This is a genomic window from Acinetobacter lwoffii (assembly GCF_019048525.1).
Classification (GTDB): Bacteria; Pseudomonadota; Gammaproteobacteria; order Pseudomonadales; family Moraxellaceae; genus Acinetobacter; species Acinetobacter lwoffii_K.
This window is the reverse complement of the sequence record NZ_CP077369.1, coordinates 344,423-365,654: the sequence shown is the minus strand read 5'-3', so window position 1 is coordinate 365,654 and position 21,232 is coordinate 344,423. Positions and strand designations below refer to the sequence as shown.

Genomic DNA, 21,232 nt, shown 5'->3' with positions numbered 1-21,232 from the left:
GATGAAAGGCCAACCATTTCATGTGAAATACCGTGAAATTATTCGTCGAATGATGTTTCTCATTGGTGCGTTGTTGGTATTTCGACTAGGAGCGCATATTCCAGTACCAGGCATCAATAATGCTGCGTTAGAAAACTTGTTTAATGCAAACCAAGGTACCATCCTTGGTTTGTTTAACATGTTCTCTGGTGGGGCATTAGAACGAATGTCTATTCTTGCTCTCGGGATCATGCCATACATCTCTGCATCGATTATCGTGCAGTTAATGTCAACTGTGGTTCCTTCGCTGGAAGCTTTAAAGAAAGAAGGCGAGCAAGGCAAACGTAAAATTAATCAATATACACGACAAGGTACATTATTCTTAGCGCTGGTACAGGCGATAGGTATGTGTGCAGGCCTGATCAGTCAGGGGATTACCCTGAATACTGGTTTGGCTTTTTATGTTCCTGCAGTAACCTCACTGGTTGCGGGGACCATGTTCTTGATGTGGTTGGGTGAACAGATTACCGAGCGTGGGGTGGGGAATGGTATTTCCATGATCATCTTCGCGGGTATTGTTGCCGGATTGCCTAATCTGATTATGCAATCTTTCTCATCTGTAGATAATGGCCAAACCAGCCTGATTGGCTTGGTAATTTTTGGTTTGTTGTCTCTGGGTGTTTTGGCGGCGATCGTGTTTATCGAGAAAGCGCAGCGTCGTATTCCGGTAAACTATGCTCAAAAACAACAAGGTCGTCGTGTATTTACTGCACAGCAGACACATTTGCCATTAAAAATTAATATGGCGGGTGTGATTCCGGCAATTTTTGCCAGCTCATTGCTTTTGTTCCCTGCGAGCTTAGGTCAGTGGGTGGGTAGTGCAGATCCAAATGCTGGATTTATTAAGCGTAGCCTGCAAGATGTAGCATTGGTGTTGTCGCCTGGTCAGCCGTTGTATTTGGTGCTCTTTGGTGCGTTAATTATCTTTTTCTGTTACTTCTATACAGCACTGGTATTTAGTCCTAAAGAAGTGTCAGAGAACTTGAAACGCAGCGGAGCTTACGTGCCTGGTATACGTCCAGGTGAGCAAACTGCTCGTTACTTAGATCATATTCTCAATCGTTTGACGTTTATTGGCGCGATTTACATCGCAGTCATTTGTTTAATGCCGATGGTATTGCAAAGTTCATTTGGTATTCCATTCTATTTGGGTGGTACCTCTTTGCTGATTGTTGTGGTAGTAGTGATGGACTTTATGGCTCAGCTGCAATCACACCTTACTTCGCACCAATACGATAATCAAACGTTAATGAGAAAAACGACTGCTCATCCTAAGGGATAAGCGCACTTGAGGTTTCATCATGAAAGTACAAGCTTCTGTTAAGAAAATTTGTGGTAGCTGTAAAGTTATCCGTCGTAATGGGGTTATCCGCGTAATTTGTAGCGCAGAACCTCGTCATAAGCAGCGTCAAGGTTAATCTGATTAAGACCTGTTGATTTCTGTAGGCGAATTAGGTTATTATCCGCCCCTCAAGATTTTTGTGGGGCGGTTGATTATCTACTGCCTTTTTGGAGAAAATTGAATGGCTCGTATTGCCGGTGTAAACATTCCGGATAACAAGCACGCTGTTATCTCTCTAACGTATATCTTTGGTATTGGTCGCCATACTTCAAAAGCTATCTTAGCTGCTGCTGGTATTGCTCCAACTACTAAGATCCGTGAATTAGATGACGCTCAGCTTGATGCGATTCGTGCAGAAGTTGCTAAGGTTCCGACCGAAGGTGATTTACGTCGCGAAATTTCCATGAACATTAAACGTTTAATGGATTTAGGCTGCTACCGCGGTCTTCGTCATCGTCGCAGCTTGCCTGTCCGCGGTCAACGCACCAAAACTAACGCTCGTACCCGTAAAGGTCCGCGCAAACCTATTAAGAAATAAGATTTCTGGAAGCTAAAAGATGGCTAAAGATACTCGCGCACGCAAGAAGGTCACTCGTACCGTCTCTGAAGGTGTCGCACACATTCACGCTTCTTTTAATAACACCATTGTGACTATTACCGATCGTCAAGGTAATGCACTGGCTTGGGCCACTTCAGGTGGACAAGGCTTCCGTGGATCACGTAAATCAACTCCGTTCGCTGCTCAGGTAGCTGCTGAAGTTGCTGGTAAAGCTGCTTTAGACTACGGTTTGAAAAACTTGGACGTCCTTGTAAAAGGTCCTGGTCCTGGTCGTGAATCTGCGGTTCGTGCTTTAGGTGCAGTGGGTTATAAAATTAACAGCATTACCGATGTGACGCCAATCCCGCACAACGGTTGCCGTCCACCTAAAAAACGTCGCGTGTAAGGAGAAACATTCATGGCTCGTTATATTGGTCCAAAATGCAAACTCTCTCGTCGCGAAGGGACAGACCTGCAACTTAAATCAGGCGTTAAACCGTTTGATGTTAAGACAAAAAAACATGCGAAAGTTCCTGGCCAACACGGCGGGGCTCGTGGTGGTAAACAATCTGAGTACTCACTACAATTACGTGAAAAACAAAAAGTACGTCGCATGTACGGTGTTTTAGAGCGTCAATTTAGTAACTACTATAAAGAAGCTGCTCGTGTTAAAGGCGCAACTGGTGAAAACCTGTTGAAGCTACTTGAAAGCCGTCTTGATAACGTTGTTTATCGTATGGGTTTCGGTTCTACTCGCGCAGAAGCTCGTCAGTTAGTATCTCACCGTAGCATCACTTTGAATGGCCGTCGTGTTAACATTGCGTCTATCCAAGTTAAAGCGGGTGATGTGATCGCAGTTCACGAAGGCGCTAAGCAACAATTACGTATCAAAAACGCAATTGAATTAGCTACTCAACGTGGCATGCCTTCTTGGATGGAAATCGACCATTCTAAATTAGAAGGTACGTTCAAAGCTGCACCGGATCGTTCTGATTTACCTGCTGAAATCAACGAAAGCTTGATTGTAGAATTGTATTCTAAATAATCCTTGAGGAAGCAATATGACGCGTACTGCAAATGAGTTTCTAACTCCGCAAGCGATCAAGGTCGAAGCGGCAAGCGGGACCTCGGCAAAAGTTATTCTAGAACCATTAGAGCGTGGCTTTGGTCATACTCTTGGTAATGCTTTACGTCGCATCCTTCTTTCTTCTCTACCTGGCGCAGCTGTGGTAGAAGTTGAGATTGAAGGGGTCGAGCACGAGTACAGTACTTTGGAAGGCTTGCAGCAGGACATCGTCGAGCTCTTGCTGAACCTAAAAGGATTGTCGATTAAGCTGTTCGATCAAAATGAAGCTTATTTAACATTAGAGAAACAAGGTGCAGGCGACGTAACTGCGGCTGACCTTCGTTTACCTCATAATGTTGAAGTGGTTAACCCTGAACATTTGATCGGTACTTTAAGTGCCTCAGGCTCATTGAAAATGCGTCTGAAAGTGGCTCAAGGTCGTGGCTACGAGACTTCTGATTCACGCTTCCCTGAAGGCGAAACTCGCCCAGTGGGTCGCTTGCAGTTAGATGCGTCTTACAGCCCAATCAAACGTGTTTCATACACCGTGGAAAACGCGCGTGTAGAACAACGTACTGACCTTGATAAACTGATCATTGATCTTGAAACTAACGGTACTGTAGATCCTGAAGAAGCGATCCGCAAAGCTGCAACTATTTTGCAGCAACAAATTGCGATCTTCGTTGACCTTCAGAAAGATCAAGCACCTGTTGCTCAAGAGCCTCGTGAAGAAGTTGACCCAATCTTGCTTCGCCCAGTAGATGATCTAGAGCTAACTGTTCGTTCTGCTAACTGTTTGAAAGCAGAAAACATTTACTACATTGGTGATCTTGTACAGCGTACCGAAGTTGAGTTGCTTAAAACTCCTAACTTGGGTAAAAAATCGCTTACTGAGATCAAAGATGTTCTGGCTTCTAAAGGCTTACAACTCGGCATGCGTTTAGAGAACTGGCCACCGGCTAGTCTCCGTATGGACGATCGTTTCGCCTATCGTAGCCGTTAATTAAGTAGGACTATCACCATGCGTCATCGTAATAGTGGTGTGAAATTAGGCCGTACAAGCAGTCATCGTAAAGCGATGTTCCAAAACATGGCTAACTCTTTGTTCGAGCACGAGTTGATCAAAACAACTGTGCCTAAAGCAAAAGAGTTACGTCGTGTAGCTGAGCCTTTAATCACTTTAGCTAAAAACGATACAGTAGCAAACCGTCGTTTGGCGTTTGCTCGTACTCGTTCAGCAGCAACTGTTGGTAAATTATTTACCGTTCTTGGCCCTCGTTACAAAGAGCGTAACGGCGGTTATCTACGTGTTCTTAAAGCGGGCTTCCGTGCAGGTGATGCTGCACCGATGGCTTACGTTGAGCTAGTAGATCGCGAAGTTAACTAATTTCGTGAAGAATAACGTAAGTTGTTCGAAAAGGTCGGTTGAATAAACCGGCCTTTTTTAATGCCTGTATATTTTAATTTAAAGTGATTGAGTTCAACATAACTGATCTGGCCTGAAAAGATAAAAAAAATAGTGGCTTTTTAATGAACTTGACATTGTGTATTGTCAGTTTTGTGATTTAATAAAAACAGATAGCATCGCTTAGGTAAAAGAACAACATGGAAAAGCAGGTAGATATTTTAATTGTGGGTGCAGGGATCTCGGGGATTGGTCTGGCAGCACATCTTTCTAAACATTGTCCGCAACGCTCTTTTGAGATTATTGAACGCCGCGAAAGTATTGGTGGAACTTGGGATCTGTTTAAATATCCGGGAATCCGTTCTGATTCGGATATGTCGACTTTTGGTTTTAATTTCAAACCCTGGAAGAAAGAAAGCGTGCTTGCCGATGGCGCATCCATCAAAAATTATCTGGCTGAAGTGGTAGAAGAGTTTAAACTTCAGCCAAAAATCCATTTCCAGCATCGGGTTCTGAGTGCTAATTATGATTCTGCCACCTGCAAATGGTCAGTAGAGATTGTGGACGCACAGGGTAAGACGCAGATCTCGATCGCCAACTTTATACTGGGTTGTACCGGTTATTATAATTATGATCAGGGTTTTCAGCCGGAGTTTCCAAATCAAACTGCATTCAAAGGTGAGTTTATTCATCCGCAACATTGGCCGGAAAATTTAAACTATAAAGGCAAAAAGGTGGTCATTATTGGTAGTGGTGCGACCGCGATTACCTTGGTTCCTGCGATGGTCAAAGGTGGAGCAGGTCATGTGACCATGTTGCAGCGTTCACCGACTTATATTGCCTCTGTGCCTTCGGTCGATTTTATTTATTCAAAAATGCGTAAATATCTGCCTGAGGAGGTCGCCTATAAGCTGACACGTGCGCGTAATATCGGCATGCAGCGCGGGATTTACGCTTTGGCACAGAAACAGCCAAAATTATTAAAATCGCTTTTGCTTAAATCGGTGCAACTCCAGCTGAAAGGTAAAGTGGATATGAAGCACTTTACCCCGAATTATGAACCTTGGGATCAACGTCTTTGTGTGGTGCCGGATGGAGATCTGTTTAAAATTTTACGTGAAGGACAGGCATCGGTTGCAACGGATCAGATAGAAACCTTTACCGAAACGGGAATTCAGCTGAAATCAGGTCAACATCTGGATGCTGATATTATTGTTTCTGCCACCGGTCTGAATATTCAAATTCTTGGCGGGATTCAGGCGACGATGGATGGTCAGCCTATCGATACCTCTCAGCATATGCTGTATAGAGGTATCATGGTCAGTGACATACCGAATATGGCGCTGATTATTGGCTATATCAATGCCTCCTGGACGCTTAAAGTCGACATTGCAGCAGAATATATTTGCCGTCTGTTGAACTATATGGATCAGCAAGGTTATGCACAGGTAATTCCTCAGGGAGATCAGAGTGAATTGCTTCAGGATACCGTCATGGGCAGTCTCAGTTCGGGTTATATTGCCCGGGCTGCAGACGTCATGCCAAAGCAAGGCAAACAGGCTCCGTGGAAAGTCAGCAATAATTATCTGGCAGACCGTAAGGAGCTCAAACAAGCTTCGTTTGAAGATGGTGTACTGAAATTTAGAAAAAACAGTAATGCTTTAAAGCATAAACCGCGTCTGGTTTCTTAAAGTTATATCTTTGCATACAGAAAAAGGAGTCCTGAGAGACTCCTTTTTTATGCATCCATTTTAAAGTGAACGTGCGATGAGTTCTTTCATAATTTCATTGGTACCGGCATAAATCCGGTTGGCACGGTTGTCGATATAGGCACGGGCAATCGGATATTCCAGCATATAACCATAGCCGCCATGCAATTGCAGACATTCATCAACGACTTTGCTGTACATTTCTGAAATCTTGTATTTGGCCGCCGCAGCGGCATCTATGCCTAGTTCGTGCTTGAGTTGCAGCTGCATACAGCGATCCAGATAAGTGCGGCAGACATCGATCTCGGTACGTAGTTCTGCCAGTTTAAAACGGGTATTTTGAAAATGGCTGATGCTCTTGCCAAATGCCTGACGTTCCTTAGTATATTTCACTGTATGTGCGAAAGCAGCTTCAGCGCCTGCCTGACAGATAATTGCCACAATCAGGCGTTCCCAAGCCAGCTCTTTCATCAGCATCATAAAGCCCATGCCTTCCAGACCGAGCAGGTTTTCTTTCGGAACCCGAACATTGTCAAAGAACAGTTCACAGGTATCCTGTCCTTTCATGCCAATTTTATTCAGCGGCTTGCCTTTGCTAAATCCGGGACGGTCGGCTTCGACCATAATCAATGACAGATTGGCTGAACCTTTATCATTATTGCCAGTTTTACAAACCACGATGGCCATATCACAGAGATAGCCATTGGTAATAAAAATCTTGGAACCATTAATCAAATAGTCATCGCCATCCAGGATTGCCGATGTACGCACTGCTTGCAGGTCAGAGCCAGTTCCCGGTTCGGTCATGGCGATCGCGGTGACGACTTCTCCAGACGCCATTTTGGGTAGCCATTGCTGTTTTTGAGCTTCATTACCAAAGTTCAGCAGATAATTGGCAACAATATCCGAATGCAATGAAAATCCGGTCGCTGAATCTCCGGCATAGGCCTGTTCCTCAATCAAAATCATGCTATACAGCCGGTCTACGCCAGAGCCGCCATATTCCTCAGGCATGGTAGCGCAGAGCAATCCAAGCCCACCGGATTTATTCCATAGCTCTCGATCCACATGTTGCTGACTTTCATAACGCTCGGTATGTGGAATGACTTCTTTCTCATAAAATTTACGTACCGTCTCGCGAAAAGCATCATGTTCGGTATTAAAGAGTTGGCGCGGCAGCATCGGAGCAAGTGGGCGAATGGCTGCAGATTGCATCTTGTTATTCCTTATTTTGATCTGTTTGGTTTAACTTAGGCCATGCCAAGATCAGCAGCAATGAGCGGAATGTTCAAATGACTTAAATCTGCTGATGCTTTTGGTCATTTCTATGAAATCCCTCGAAATTCAGCCAGCGCTTCAGGTAAACTATTCGGGTTTATAACGAGTGGGGGAAATTCGATGACTGATGACATTAGCTTAGAAGAGCGCAAAGTGATTTATCGTGCGCGTCGTGGTCTAAAAGAACTGGATGTATATTTTGATCCCTACGTAAAAAACCATTACCTGAATGCCGAGCCTTTCGAAAAACAGATGTTTGCAGAGCTGGTTGAGCAGGAAGACCCGGATTTGCTGGACTGGTTTATGGAAGTGTCTGAGCCGCCGCGTCCTGAACTAAAAGATTTTATCAAGAAGCTTAAATTTTACGTTCATGGATAATCGTTGCTTCAAGCTGAAACGCAGTCTGTGTGCATTGGCGTTTCAGTTTTTTATTTTTGCACTGCTGATGTATCTATTGTATCAGTTATTACCGATTGCACTTTGGGCAGTGTGTGCTGTCATAGGCTTGGTGATTTATCAGCTGTTTTACCGCAAGACGCCACAGATTGAGCAGTTTGAATATCTGGATGGACGTGAATGGTTATTGACCACCAAAGCACGACCGACCCGTCGGGTATGTATTAGTTACGTGATTGATCATCAGGCGTATATTGTGGTGTATTTCCAGCATGCCAAGGCGCGACCTTTACTGATCTGGTGTGATCAATTGTCCTTCAAACAATGGAAATACTTAAAATTATTGACTAAATTAATTTAGTTGTAAGACAAGTGTATTTTAATAATTTGATTAAAATAATTATAAAACAAATATTTAGATCAACTTTCTATTTTTATTGTCAGACAAAAATTACGGTTAATGCATAACTTAGAGAAATTGTCTGACAATTTATTCCCTATGTTTTATTTTTAGCCTGTACATTTAACTCACCAACAGCAACTACGGGAGACCTTGATGGAATTTCCAGTGTGGATGTATTTGATCGTCGCGATTGTTTTAGCCTTGGTAGTAGGACGAATCGGGACGGTGCTGAAGGATAAGTTTTCATCTTAACCAAGCAGGGTTTTATCATTTTTCTGCTTGTACAGTTAATAAGTAGCATGTGCTGAACCGTCGCAATGCTACTTTTTTTTGCCCAAAATTTGGGATTCTCCTGAATACAGTCAATTGCAGCGTGGCTATTTAATGGCAAAGTGTCTCGTCTAAATTAGAGTAAATACTCTTTTATTCACAAAATGCTTCTGATATCTTTAGCAGAAAGATGGACATAATCACAATTATAGAGGACAGGAAAATGTCAGGCGTCCGTAAAATATGCCAAGGTATGGCGACCATTGCAATAACAACAACAGTTTTGACGGGGTGTTCTCAGGTCATTAAAACCGGTGCCAATGTTGCACTGGGTTTCACCGAAAACCATATTGTACCGCCGATTTTAGCGATGGATGATGCTGAAATGGTGTGTAATTCAGGGAATTCTTTAACGCCGGCCATTATGGCGACCAAAGAAATGGGGGCGGATCCAACACGGGTGGCCGTGCTGATGTATTCGGCTGCCGGTATTTGTGCCGAGCAAAAAGCGCTGGAAGCCGAGTTACGCTATTTACGTGCTTCAAAAACCAATCAGGTGGCAGAAGCTCAAGATGCCCGAATCGAGCAGAAGCGCTGGGCGGCACTGGCAGCACAGCGTCAATATACCGGTTATCAACTGTTCCAGAGCCGTTATGAAAAGAAATACCAAAAAGCCCTGGGTGAAGAATGCCCACGCATGAACAGTGATATCGAGCAAACGGTTTATCTGTTGGGTATGCTCAGTGGCTTGCAGGCCATGACCAATGATATTAACTCGGGTGGTGCAGTGCATGTACCGAAAGATATTGCTGCCGTGGTCGAGCGTGGCATGGTGTGTCTGGATAACGCGAAATTCTGGGGTGCGCCGAATGCCACCCGTGCGGTGATCTGGACTTTGTTGCCAGGCGCAGGGGAAGGCAAGCCTGACCCTTACCAAACATTAAAACAATCTACACAAATTGGTGAGCAAAAAGGTGTACGTTTATCTCATGCCTTGTATGCCGTAGCGGCTCAGGCCAGTGGCGATGATGCCAAAGTTCGGGATGCCTTGAAAACCTTTGCTCAGGCCCGTACGGAGGAAAAACCGGTAAATCCGCAATTCAAGCTGATTGACAGCATGGCCGCGATTATGGTCAGTGGCATATCAGATCGTTACTGGACAGAAAATACTGGTATACGTAGTGGCGATGATGGCATGCAACGTTTCTGGGATGAATCCGACAGTTCTTCCGAGCTCGATGATCTGTTCAGTGCGGATCTGTAATGCAGATACTATGCATGAAGCTTCAGGGATGAAGTCAAATTAGATGGTCAGGGAGGACAACAGGCCGATGCTAGATCAACATTTTCGACGAAAAATTATTTTTCTAGCGGCTTTTGTCTCTCTCTCTGCATGTCTGCAAATTTTTCAGGATCATTTTATCTACTGGCAAGAGAGTCTGCTGGGTGAATTCTGGCGACTCTGGACAGCGCACTGGGTACATGTGAGCTGGATTCATTACTTTCTAAACATTCTCGCCTTTATCTGTTTACCTTTCATTTTTCCACGCGCTACCGTCTGGCATTTCTGTGCCATTTTGCTGATCTTGCCACCGTTGATCAGTTTAAGCTTTTATTTTTTCTTACCCAATATTGAAGCCTATGCTGGCCTGTCGGGCGTGCTGCATGGTGCCTATGTCGCCGTAGCCTGTGTACATTTGCTGTATAAGCGGGAACGCGGCTTTGCGGCGCTGGTATTATTTTTGATTTTTGCCAAACTGGTCTGGGAAAACACCATTGGCAATGTCGGAACGGCGCAGCTGATCGGTAGTCCGGTTTTGGTTGAGGCACATTTACTTGGGGTGATTTGGGGCGTGATTCTGGCGCTGATCTATATTGTGAGCAATTATTTTCGGGATAATTAAAGTGCAGAGATAAATAATTTACTTGGCAGAAAATACAAAAAGAAAATATAAATTGTCATTTTTATTGTACCAATTTTCATGCAAAGTCAAAACATAGAATAAAGATCCTGACCTTTGAAAAGGAATTTTCTAGGCAGAAGGGAAGATCGGCGTCCTAGACCAAGCATCAGGCCGCTAAAATAAAAATAGGAATACACATGCAAAATGATGATCAAAACAGATCAGGATTAGGTCTGTTGCGTTATATATGGACAGAGTGGATCTCGACCTTCGTCGTGCTGGTTTTACTTTTGCTCACTTTGATTATTGGCACCGGGGAAATGATTCACGGCCAGTTGCTGCGTATGGGCGAGCGTATTTACGGCGATCCGGCAACCGCAATGCAATATTCATTTCTAAGGGCTGAACCGACGCGTCCACAATGTGAACGCAATATCAATGTTGATCAGCGTGTTCAGCAGCAGATGAAAGCCGATGCAGCCGATGAATATGCTGATTTCTTCGGGGTGCGTTCGGAAGCGGATGTCCGTGCTGCGGTGTTACAGGCACAGCAGGTCTGTGAAGAATCCTACCTGTTTTATGATAAAGCCATTCAACATGTGCAAGCTCATCCAAGTATTCGGGCTTATCGGACGTTTGAAACCTCTTTTTTTGGAATCTTCAAGTTTGGTACGGAAAACCGGGCTTTGCTTCTGGTCATCATGGTGGTCTTTGCTGCGATCAGTGCCACTCTAAAAACCCATCATATTGGCTTACGTAGCCCGAGCACGCGTATCGACTTTAAAGTTTATTCGGTCGCCATGCTGGTCGCTAATGCTTTCCTGGCATTTTCATCCTATAGCCAATATCAGTCCGTATTGAACTCGGGCGTGCCGATGGGGGAGATGAAGTACATCTACTGGTTGTGGATGATTCTGTTCAGCACACTCACCTTGATCAGCCTGTATCAGGTGATCAAACAGCCAAAACCAACGCGCGAAGGTGGCAGTTTTGGTCTGGCCTTTTTGAGTGTGCCGCTGTATGCCTATATGGCCATTACTACCGGAATAAATTTCACCTTTTTTATGGACTATCCAATGGGACAGGGGATTTACCTCGGTCAATTGGTAGAGTTTTCCAGTATTTTTCTGAACTTGGCCTTGTTTATCTGGGCCGGTATGTTGCTAAAACAGACCCGTGTCGTGGACATGTTCCTGAATATTCTGCGTCCATGGAATCTGGCCCCTGAAACCCTGACCTGGTTAATCTTGCTGGCAGCTGCATTACCGACCGCCTATACCGGAGCATCAGGGATTTTCGTAATTGCCGCAGGTGCGATTATTTATAAGGAAGTCTGGAATGCGGGCGGACGCCGTCAGTTTGCATTGGCCGCCACTGCAATGTCTGGTTCACTGGGCGTGGTTTTACGTCCTTGCTTGCTGATTGTCGTTGTGGCATCACTGAATAAAGAAGTGACCACCGACTTACTCTATCACTACGGGATTTATGTCTTCCTGCTCAGTTCGACTTTATTCCTGGTAATTTCCCTGTTCTTTGCAGAAAACAAATTCCGGATTGCTGCACCTATTGTGGCTGCTCCTCAATCCGGTCGCGCCTTCATTGCGATTATTCCATATATCGTGATTTTCATTCTGATCTGGTTATTCTATAAATATGCCTTGTCGACTGACCTGAATGAATTTACCGCACCAGTGATGATGCCAGTCATTCTGCTGATGATTGTCTTGTTCGACAAGTTGCGTCATGAACCTGCGCCGTTGCCGGCAGTGGGGCATTGGGATGAAACTTTGACCGCAACTTTAAACTCAAGATCGGCACCTGAACTGGCGACAGCCGGTGCCGCAGCCAATGCAGAATATCGTGAGGCTGAACATAGTGAACAACCAGGCAAAGAATTGGCTGTTGATCATACTGTGCAGCGTTCAAAAGCGACTGAAATTTTGCGTAATGTCGGTTTCTGGAAATCCATGCATATTTCTACCAGTGAAACCGTGGGACATATTGGTGCGCTGGTGATTCTGATGGCACTTTCGGTGAGTGTGGGTGGCTTGCTGGAACGTATTGAAATTATGGAAGCCTTCCCGACCGAAATCAGCAGTACCATTCTGGTGATTTCCCTGATTGTCGGCTTGATGATTTTTGTCGGGATGATCATGGATCCATTTGGCGCGGTGATTCTGATCTCGGCGACCGTGGCTCCAGTGGCCTATCAATACGGCATTCATCCAGTACATTTCTGGATGATTACCCTGATTGGTTTTGAGCTGGGTTATGTGACGCCACCGGTTGCGCTAAATCATCTGCTGGCCAGACAGTCGATTGGCGATGCCGAAGTGGCCGAGGCGGATGCAGAAGTACGACACTTGTCTTTCTACTACCGTTATGAACGCTGGATTTTGCCGATGATAGTATTGCTGCCTGCGATGCTGATCATTGCCTATGTGCCTTATATGTTTAAGCTGTTCGGCTGGTATCAATAAAAGATGTCTTGTCCTGAAATAGATTGACAGTATTCCACTTCAAACCGAGTTAAGCAATTAGCTCGGTTTTTGTTTGCTCATACATCTGATTCGGGGTGTTCATATTTAAACTTAAATGCGGTCTATAACAATTGTAAATCATGATAGATTCCGCAATTAAGTGATCTAACTCCTTCATGGTTTGACATCGCGTGGTTAAAAACTCCTGCTTTAATATTCCATTAATTCGCTCTGCTAATGCATTCTGATAACAGTCCTTGCCATCTGTCATGGAAGGACATATCCCATAATGGCGCAATGCCGATTGATATAGCTCAGAGCAATACTGAGAGCCTCTGTCTGAATGGTGAATCATCCTGGCTGCCCGATCTGTCACATGCTGCATCGCCATATGTAGTGCCTGCACAACATTCTCTGCACGCATATCATTCGATAACTTATAACCTTTAATCTGTCGGGTATAAGCATCTGTCACCAAGGATAAATAATGCACACCTTCAGCACTCTCAACATAGGTAATATCACTAACAAAGACTTCATTGGCTTGCACCGCTGAATAATCCTTTAATAAATTTGGATGCTTCTTCATCCAATGCTTGCTATCCGTAGTTTTTGTATAGCGACGCTTAGGGCGAATCAATAAGTTATTTTCTTTCAATATTTTAAATAACTGATCCCGTCCACACTTTAAACCACGTTGCAACAATTTGCCTTTAATAAGCCAATACAGCTTACGTGTTCCGATACTTGGCATGAGACAGCGATATTCCATAACCAACTCAAGTATTTGTTCAGTTGCTTGTGCAGTCATTTGAGCACGTTTTTCTGCTTGATAATAAGCTTGTCGGGTGATTCCCAACCACTGACAATAACGTGAAACGCTTAGTCTTCTTTGGCTTTGCCAATCTTTGAAACGTGCTCGGTATACTTTTTTCCAAGATCAGTCCCACATTCTTTATCAATGTGATAAATCACATCCTGAATAAATTCAGTTTTAAGCTTTTCTGCGGCTAACTGCTTTTCTAATTGGCGGATTCGTTGTTGGGGTGTCAATTGGCGTTTAGAAGAAGTCGGCATATTCGAAGTCCAGTCCTGTTGTCCGTGCTTGCGTAACCATACCAGCACAGTTGATCTTCCTTGAATACCATATTTTGCCTGAGCTTGCTTATAAGTAATTTGCCCTTTTTCTACTTCATGTACCACCATCATTTTAAAGGCAAAGCTATAGTCACGTTGTGTACGTTTAACTCGTTGTTCTCGTTTATGTTCCATAAAATAAGTCTCTTAAGGTGTAAACTTATTTCAGGACGGGACAAGAAAAGCAATAAAAAAGCACTTTCGGGTGCTTTTTTATTTATTTGATTTAAATTCGTTAATCAAATTTTGGATGAATTCAGGCGCTTTTGTAGGATCGGGCTACACAATAGAATCGCACAGAAAATCAGCCCCAGCCCAATCACGCTATAGAGGTCCGGAACTTCCTGCCAGAACAGAAAGCCCCACATGCCGGCAAAGAAAATCGCCACATAGTTGACCGGTCCAATCTGTCCTGCCGGAGCCAGCTTGTAGGCATTTGACATAAACAGTTGGCTGAAATTGGCCAGGATGCCGGCAGTAATCAGATAGCTGAGTTCTGTCAGGGTATAAGGTCGCCATAGCCAGAACATCGGAATCACTGAAATCAGGGTGCCAATAAAGCAGAAATAAAACACGATTTTTTCCGGAGAATCGGTTTTGGTCAGTGCCCGAACCGTGACAAAGGCCATCGCCGCCAGAAAGCTGGCACTCAAACCAATGACCGACATCAGGTTAATTAGACCCGAATCTGGTTTGGCGACACAGAGTACGCCGATGAAACCAATCAGAGCTGCGGCTAACATGCTTGTGGTGATTTTTTCCTTGAGAAATAGCCAGGCAATCAAAGGAATAAAAATCGGGGAAGAGTAGGTGAAGACCATGGCATTGGAGAGTTTTAAATGAGCAATGGCATAGAAAAAGCCGTACATGGCCGTCAGTCCGACCACTGCGCGCCAAGTGTGCATCCACAGCTTTTCAGTTTTGAAAAAAACAATGCCTTTATTGAAAATGAAGGGCAGGAAAATAAACAGCCCAACAAAATTGCGAAAGAAGACCACTGTGGCATTATCAACCGTTGCCGAGGCATAACGGATACAGACGCCCATAACTGAAAAGAGAAAAGCAGAGCAGGTCAGTAACAGAATGGCTTTAAGCAGATGCGGAGCGGCTGGGGCAGACATGGAAACAACTGAGCTAGAAGATCTGACGATATTCTAGCTGAAATGCTGTCGAGATTTACTGGCTTTGAGCAAGTTGTGCTTCAAGTAACTTGATCTGTTCCTCTTTCAGTTGGATCAACTGGTCGGCATCGCTATGCTGCGCATCCAGTGTGGCTTTTTGTTCATTGAGCTGAACTTGGATGTCATCTAGTTTAGCCACTTCTTCTTTGGCCAAACTGGCATTCTCCGGCACTGGTGAATCTAACAGCTGCTCTGATACCAGTGCTTTAGCTTCGATAGTTTCAGCTGCTTTGGCTGCCGCCGTATCTTCTTCAGTTTTCGCCGCAGGTTTTGCTGCCGGAACAGCCGCGATATCTTCCTGATGCATGCGTTCCGCTTCACCGGAAGAGGCATTCAACCACTGATATAGCAATACCAATGCAACGACAGTAACTAAAGCCCCCATAATCCCCATTAAAAGTTTGGGGTTATTTCTTTGTTCTACTGACATAGCTTGAACCTTGATTTTTATTTTACTGAACGAGGTTTAAACTGAATCACGCCAACTTCATCTGGAACAGCTGGTGTTTCTGGTGGGTCAACATGTGTGGGACGATTTTCTTCATAACCACATTCAATACATTCGATCCATTCATCTTCACCAGAGGTCAGCATGACGACGCGATCTAACGCCTGACATTTTGGACATTTTGCGCCTGCAATGAAACGACGTTTAATGGTCATCATACTCACCTTGTGATCAACTTAAAAAGCTAGTTTAAGCGTTTTTAGAGGGGTTCGTCCAACCTTGATGACGCAGCAATGCATCTATTTTTGGCTCGCGTCCGCGGAAATTGATAAATGCGTCAAGTGCTGTGTCTTTTCCGCCAACTGCGAGGATATTTTCCCGAAACTGCTTTCCGGTAGTGGTATTAAAAATACCTTCATCTTCAAAGCGGTCGAAGGCATCACTGGCCAAAACTTCGGCCCATTTATAGGAATAATATCCCGCTGCATAACCACCGGCAAAAATATGACTGAAGCTGTGCTGGAAACGGTTATAGTCGGTGGTCGGTAGAACCGCATATTTTTCACGGATCTCATTCAAAGTAGCCTGAACCTGTGCTGCATTTAAAGCCGGATTGGCTCGGTGAATACTCAGGTCAAACAGGGCAAATTCAAGCTGACGCAGGGTTTGCATGCCAGACTGGAAGAAACGTGCATCCAGCAGGGCTTTCAGCAGTTCAGCCGGCAAAGATTCTTGGGTTTCTATGTGCTCGCTGAGCAGATCCAGACTTTCCTGATCCCAAGCCCAGAATTCCATAAATTGGCTTGGCAGCTCGACCGCATCCCACGCCACGCCATGGGTACCTGCCACGGCAATATTGTCTACTTCTGTCAGCATATGATGCAGGCCATGACCAAATTCATGGAACAAGGTGATGACTTCATCATGGGTCAGCAGTGCAGGGCGATTGCCGACGGGTGGAGTAAAGTTACCGACCATATAACAAATCGGTTTTTGCAAGCCATCACTGGTCTGCATACGGGAACGGAAACCGCTCATCCATGCACCGCCACGTTTGCCTTGACGTGCATACAGATCAAAATAGAAACCGCCAATCACCTGACCCTGATCTTCTAGTTCAAAATAACGTGCATCTGGATGCCAGACAGGCGCTTCACGTTCAATGACTTGAATGCCATACAGACGATTCACAATACTGAACAGGCCTTGCAGGATTTTTGGTGCAGGGAAGTAAGGTTTAAGCACTTCCTGTGACAAATTAAATTGCTGCATTTTCAGCTTTTCAGAATAATAGCCACTGTCCCACGGTTGCAGATCACGGATGCCATCTTCAGCAGCAATCGCTTTCAGTTCTGCAATTTCTTTCTCTGCTGGCGCGCGGGCATGCTCTGCCAGATCACGCAAGAATTCGTCTACGGCCTCTACACTTGGTGCCATTTTGCTGGCTAAGGACAATTCCGCATAATTATTAAAGCCAAGCAGTTTTGCCATTTCCAGACGCAAACTGAGAATTTCTTCGATCAGTGCAGTATTGTCAAACTCGCTCTGTTCAGCCTGATCTGACGCACGCGTGGTATAAGCTTTATAGAGTTCTTCACGCAGAGGGCGATTTTCTGAATGGGTCATGATCGCCAGATAAGACGGGAAATCCAGCGTAGCCACCGGTTGATCCAGCTCACGTTGCTGACCATATTGTTTTAACAGCTCAATATTATTTGAAGATAGACCCGCTAACTCCTCTTCATTCAGCGGTCTGAAATAGGCCTGAGTCGCATCTAGCACATGGTTGGAGAAGTCGGAAGATAATTGGGACAGACGTGCCGAAATTTCCGCATAACGTTTTTTCGCTTCACCCTCTAACGCCACCCCAGATAATTTAAAGTCACGTAAGGCCAGTTTAATAGCGCTTTGCTGCGCTGCCGGCAGTTCACTATAAATCGACGCATCATAAATATGCTGATAGGTCTGATACAGCGCCGTATGTTGACCCAGTTGCGTATAATATTCGCTAAGACCCGGTAAAAGTGCTTGGTAGACATCACGGGTTTCGGCATTGTTCATCACGGCATTTAAATGTGACAAGATGCCCCAAGACTCACTCATATTGTTTTCAAGCGTGTCGACATGTTCCAGAGTAGTCAGCTGCTCCTGTACTGTAGTAGGCGTTTCGGTGAGGTCATTCAGGAACTTTTGCCCTTCAGCGATACAGCTTTCAATTTTTTGTTTTAGCTCAGCCAGCGTAATCTGATCAAATTGTGGAACAGGCAAAGTTGCCTTTTCTAAAGTCATGTCGGTCTGCCGATTTATTTCCTATGTTAAATCTAGATGTAGGGGTTGTAAGCTAGGAAATCAAGCTATCTATACTTTTTTCTCGATCTTTTGATTTAAGGTTGTTAATGATTTATTGATATTTTTTAATTGTTCTAATAATCCTCCATTGGACGCTGGAAGTGATTCTAATTCATTTATATCAATTGTAGAGATGTCAGTGATTTTTGTTTTCCAAAGATTCAAAGGGTGTTTATACAAATATGTAATAGTGAATGTTATAGGGGAATTATCTAATGAATCTTTTAAGCCCCCATATTGCCCCCAATCTTATATATAGCTCTGATTGGGTGGGAATACTTTGACTCCATTTTTAAAAATTCCAGTTTCAAAATATTGTTTTTCAGAATTTAATTTTTCAATTCCAAATGCTGCACGAGGGATCAGTCGATCACTAGATATTTTTACATTATGAGCGATGGACTTTCCAATATTTTTAACATGAAGTTGGATTACGGATTCTTTCCCATAATGAGGGGTAGCAAAAATAATAATTTGTGGTTGCTGATCGGACTTAAAAACTGCATAGGTTACGAGCAGAGCCATAAGAGAAATGATTAATGTTAGAATATTAATAACTTCCAATTTATAATTCCTTTTTATTTCTAGTTAGTATCTTGATTATGAATAAAAAAGAGCGCCGTAGCGCTCTTTTTAAACCATCAAAAATTATTCAGTCTTGGCTTTTGCATTCGACTTTTTCTTTTTGACCTTGGCCTTTTTCTTTACTTTATCTTTAACCTTTGCTTCAGACTTTCCTGCAGATGGTTTAGCAGACTTTTTACTGTAAGAGCTGGGTTTTCCTTTTCCTTTTTTGTGTCGTATGGGTTGTTCTCCATCGGCGCTCAAGTTGGATTTAGATTCACGTTCATTATTGCCAAACACTTCTTCTGTCGCTGCTGGACGTGATACTGGTTTTTTCTCACTCACGCGCGGTGCACGGGCACGAACTGCACGGCCGGCATGACTGAGTTGTTGCACCAGTTCAAAATCGATCTTACGTTCTTCCAGATTGACACCGGCAACCTTGATTTTGACTTCATCACCCAGACCAAAGACCTGACCACGGTTCTGGCCGATCAGATTCTGGCTGCTTTGATCAAAGACAAAGAAGTCATCACCTAGCTGGCTGACATGCACCATACCATCGACATACAGATCTTTTAACGTGACAAACAGGCCAAATTCTGCCGTTGCACTAATAATGCCGACAAATTCTTCGCCCAGATGCTGCTGCATATAATGACATTTCAACCAGGTCGTCACCGAGCGCGACGCTTCATCTGCACGACGTTCTGTGGCAGAGAAATGGTCACCAGCTTCATCTAAAGCACCGCCTGAAAGCGGAGATGGCTTGTTATTTAAATGTGCTTTGATTGCACGATGCAATAACAAATCCGGATAACGGCGAATTGGTGAAGTGAAATGTGTATAGGCTTCATAAGCCAGACCATAATGGCCTGCATTACTCGCACCATAGTAAGCCTGCATCATGGAGCGTAATAACACCGCATGAATACTTGGTGCATCAATCCGTTCTTTGGTCGCTTCAATCACCGCCTGATAATCTTTCTGAGTCGGCTGTTCCGGGAAATTCAAACCCAGCAGCTTGACGAAGTCACGGACTTTCTGGATACGTGAGAACTCTGGTGGCTCATGCACACGGTACAACATTGGCATTTCATTTTTCAATGCATATTCTGCGGCTGCCACGTTGGCCAGCAACATACATTCTTCAATCAGCTTATGCGCATCATTACGGCTACGCGGCAAAATTTCTTTAATTCCGCCCAGTTCGTCGAAGGTCATGTAAGTTTCGACGGTTTCAAATTCCATGGCATGGCGTTCAGCACGTAAACTTTTAAGAACTTGATAAAGCTGGAACAGGGTGTTGATCGACTTGCGAACTTCACGGTCTTCGGTAATGGCTTGACTGTCACCTTCCAGATACTGTGCGACCTGATCATAGGTCAAACGTGCCTTGGAATGCATAACAGATGGATAGAACTCAAAACCGGTAACACGGCCAGCACGTGACAGTTTTAAATCACAGACCATACATAGGCGGTCAACATTCGGATTTAACGAACACAGGCCATTCGACAATGCTTCAGGCAGCATCGGTAAAACAAAGTGCGGGAAGTAGACTGACGTCCCGCGTTCCTGCGCTTCATCATCCAGCGGTTTGCCTGGACGCACATAATGGCTGACATCGGCAATGGCTACGACTACACGATAACCACCGCCGGGACGTTTTTCGGCATAAACGGCATCATCAAAGTCACGTGCATCTTCACCGTCAATAGTAACTAAGGCTAAATCACGCAGATCCACACGACCTTCATGGTCTTTGGCCGTTGGTTCTTTAAAGCTCTCGGCTTCTTTAACAACTTCTTCCGGGAATTCATAAGGCAAACCATATTCTAAAATGGTTTGTGGAATGATGATTTCAGTATCGGCCTTGTCTGCCATGGACTGCACAATATGCCCAGTCGCGAATTCTTCACGGGTCGGATAGGTATCAATCGCCACACGAATCGAGTCACCCAGATTGACCTGGGCATGTTCGATCAGTTCTTTTTCAAGGGTGATTGGCTGATGTGCATTCGGGTTGGCTGGCTGGATAAAGTATTCACCATCATACTCTGACACTTTACCAATGATCTGTTTGACACGATGCTGCACAACTTCAGTAATATAGCCCCAGGCCTTACCTTTACGGTCTACCGAAGTCTGACGCACTTTAACGCGGTCACCATTAAAGACCAGACGCAGTTCACGCTCAGCCAATAATAGGTCATCCTGGCCGGAAATGTTGGCAGTTCCCATCCCTCGGGAATTGATATAAACCGTCGCTTCGGATTCAGGTTGCTCGACGGCAATCTGAAACTTGTAGCCGTCTTTCATCAGTTGCCCGTCACGCACCATCGCAATTAAACGATGGCTCAGGGCATCAATACTTTTTTGATCTGCAATTTCAAAATGTTCGACCAGGTCTGCATGGGACTGGGCATTGTTCTTTTCGATGGTTTCTAAAATGAGCGTGCGGCTAGGGATAGGGTTGTCATAACGTTCGGCTTCAGCTTTTGCTTCAGGATCGACCCAGTTTTTCATCATGTCTTTAAATTTATCTTAGGAGATAGGTTTAGCATAAAACATGTGTGCGCAGACTGCACGTAAATGATTGCAATAATCCATTTAAGTTTTCAATTTTCTGTTAATTTTCGATAACTGGAAATTTATGCAGTTTTTTTGCCATCAAAATGCGCGAAAAATCGAGGAATTGCTTAAAAAGTATTTAAACGAGC

Annotated in this window: 21 protein-coding genes; 13 read left to right on the top strand and 8 right to left on the bottom strand. The window is 44.3% G+C overall.

Going from position 1 to position 21,232, the window contains the following annotated elements; all coding sequences use genetic code 11:
• Position 1 precedes the first annotated feature (1 nt).
• The 8 genes from secY (at position 2) to I6L24_RS01705 (ending at position 6,081) form a co-directional block, all read left to right on the top strand.
• The gene (gene secY, locus I6L24_RS01740; RefSeq protein WP_171054339.1) at positions 2–1,321 is read left to right on the top strand and encodes a preprotein translocase subunit SecY; all 1,320 of its coding nucleotides are present in this window, start codon (positions 2–4) and stop codon (positions 1,319–1,321) included.
• A gap of 19 nt (positions 1,322–1,340) precedes the next feature.
• On the top strand, positions 1,341–1,457 hold the full coding sequence (gene rpmJ, locus I6L24_RS01735; protein ID WP_000867907.1) for a 50S ribosomal protein L36: 117 nt from the start codon (positions 1,341–1,343) through the stop codon (positions 1,455–1,457).
• A 105-nt stretch (positions 1,458–1,562) separates the two neighbouring features.
• Entirely contained in the window at positions 1,563–1,919 is a 357-nt protein-coding gene (gene rpsM, locus I6L24_RS01730; protein ID WP_004281492.1) for a 30S ribosomal protein S13, read from the top strand.
• A 19-nt stretch (positions 1,920–1,938) separates the two neighbouring features.
• Positions 1,939–2,325 carry a 30S ribosomal protein S11 gene (gene rpsK / locus I6L24_RS01725; RefSeq protein ID WP_004281491.1) on the top strand — a complete coding sequence of 129 codons (387 nt, stop codon included), beginning with the start codon at positions 1,939–1,941 and terminating at the stop codon, positions 2,323–2,325.
• Between the two features lie 12 nt (positions 2,326–2,337).
• Complete coding sequence (gene rpsD, locus I6L24_RS01720) at positions 2,338–2,964, top strand: 30S ribosomal protein S4 (protein ID WP_004281490.1); 627 nt, start codon at positions 2,338–2,340, stop codon at positions 2,962–2,964.
• 16 nt (positions 2,965–2,980) lie between these two features.
• Complete coding sequence (locus I6L24_RS01715) at positions 2,981–3,988, top strand: DNA-directed RNA polymerase subunit alpha (RefSeq protein WP_004281489.1); 1,008 nt, start codon at positions 2,981–2,983, stop codon at positions 3,986–3,988.
• Between the two features lie 18 nt (positions 3,989–4,006).
• The gene (gene rplQ / locus I6L24_RS01710; protein ID WP_004281488.1) at positions 4,007–4,372 is read left to right on the top strand and encodes a 50S ribosomal protein L17; all 366 of its coding nucleotides are present in this window, start codon (positions 4,007–4,009) and stop codon (positions 4,370–4,372) included.
• Between the two features lie 218 nt (positions 4,373–4,590).
• On the top strand, positions 4,591–6,081 hold the full coding sequence (locus I6L24_RS01705; RefSeq protein ID WP_216986331.1) for a flavin-containing monooxygenase: 1,491 nt from the start codon (positions 4,591–4,593) through the stop codon (positions 6,079–6,081).
• Between the two features lie 60 nt (positions 6,082–6,141).
• Here I6L24_RS01705 and I6L24_RS01700 read toward each other — a convergent pair whose 3' ends face one another.
• Complete coding sequence (locus I6L24_RS01700; RefSeq protein WP_216986330.1) at positions 6,142–7,314, bottom strand: acyl-CoA dehydrogenase family protein; 1,173 nt, start codon at positions 7,312–7,314, stop codon at positions 6,142–6,144.
• A 183-nt stretch (positions 7,315–7,497) separates the two neighbouring features.
• Between I6L24_RS01700 and I6L24_RS01695 the strand changes: the two genes are divergently transcribed.
• The 5 genes from I6L24_RS01695 to I6L24_RS01675 all read left to right on the top strand — a co-directional run bounded on the left by I6L24_RS01695 (position 7,498) and on the right by I6L24_RS01675 (position 12,830).
• Positions 7,498–7,755: an FAD assembly factor SdhE gene (locus tag I6L24_RS01695; RefSeq protein WP_004281484.1), complete on the top strand. Its 258-nt coding sequence runs from the start codon at positions 7,498–7,500 to the stop codon at positions 7,753–7,755.
• A complete protein-coding gene (locus I6L24_RS01690; protein WP_216986329.1) occupies positions 7,748–8,134 on the top strand; it encodes a hypothetical protein in 387 nt (128 codons plus the stop codon). Before I6L24_RS01695 ends, I6L24_RS01690 begins: the two co-directional genes overlap by 8 nt.
• 535 nt (positions 8,135–8,669) lie before the next feature.
• Positions 8,670–9,710, top strand: coding sequence for a hypothetical protein (locus tag I6L24_RS01685; RefSeq protein ID WP_004732263.1), 1,041 nt, complete (start codon positions 8,670–8,672; stop codon positions 9,708–9,710).
• Between the two features lie 67 nt (positions 9,711–9,777).
• Positions 9,778–10,350, top strand: coding sequence for a rhombosortase (rrtA, locus tag I6L24_RS01680; protein ID WP_004281478.1), 573 nt, complete (start codon positions 9,778–9,780; stop codon positions 10,348–10,350).
• Between the two features lie 197 nt (positions 10,351–10,547).
• On the top strand, positions 10,548–12,830 hold the full coding sequence (locus tag I6L24_RS01675; protein WP_216986328.1) for a TRAP transporter large permease subunit: 2,283 nt from the start codon (positions 10,548–10,550) through the stop codon (positions 12,828–12,830).
• A 49-nt stretch (positions 12,831–12,879) separates the two neighbouring features.
• Here the strand turns inward: I6L24_RS01675 and I6L24_RS01670 are convergent.
• The 7 genes from I6L24_RS01670 to rnr form a co-directional block, all read right to left on the bottom strand.
• Positions 12,880–14,102, bottom strand: a protein-coding gene (locus I6L24_RS01670) for an IS3 family transposase (RefSeq protein WP_148335412.1) whose coding sequence is annotated in 2 segments (ribosomal slippage) — positions 12,880–13,766 and positions 13,766–14,102 — 1,224 coding nt in all. Because the reading frame shifts where the segments join, the coding sequence is not laid out codon by codon here.
• 104 nt (positions 14,103–14,206) lie between these two features.
• Positions 14,207–15,088 carry a DMT family transporter gene (locus I6L24_RS01665; protein WP_216986327.1) on the bottom strand — a complete coding sequence of 294 codons (882 nt, stop codon included), beginning with the start codon at positions 15,086–15,088 and terminating at the stop codon, positions 14,207–14,209.
• Between the two features lie 55 nt (positions 15,089–15,143).
• Positions 15,144–15,578, bottom strand: a complete 435-nt coding sequence (locus tag I6L24_RS01660) for a restriction endonuclease subunit S domain-containing protein (protein WP_216986326.1) — start codon at positions 15,576–15,578, stop codon at positions 15,144–15,146.
• 17 nt (positions 15,579–15,595) lie between these two features.
• Positions 15,596–15,805 carry a YheV family putative zinc ribbon protein gene (locus I6L24_RS01655; RefSeq protein ID WP_171248537.1) on the bottom strand — a complete coding sequence of 70 codons (210 nt, stop codon included), beginning with the start codon at positions 15,803–15,805 and terminating at the stop codon, positions 15,596–15,598.
• Positions 15,806–15,845: 40 nt separating this feature from the next.
• Entirely contained in the window at positions 15,846–17,885 is a 2,040-nt protein-coding gene (locus I6L24_RS01650) for a M3 family metallopeptidase (RefSeq protein WP_216986325.1), read from the bottom strand.
• A 309-nt stretch (positions 17,886–18,194) separates the two neighbouring features.
• Entirely contained in the window at positions 18,195–18,509 is a 315-nt protein-coding gene (locus I6L24_RS01645; protein ID WP_004281465.1) for a hypothetical protein, read from the bottom strand.
• An 84-nt stretch (positions 18,510–18,593) separates the two neighbouring features.
• Positions 18,594–21,041 carry a ribonuclease R gene (gene rnr / locus I6L24_RS01640; RefSeq protein WP_216986324.1) on the bottom strand — a complete coding sequence of 816 codons (2,448 nt, stop codon included), beginning with the start codon at positions 21,039–21,041 and terminating at the stop codon, positions 18,594–18,596.
• Positions 21,042–21,232 lie beyond the last annotated feature (191 nt).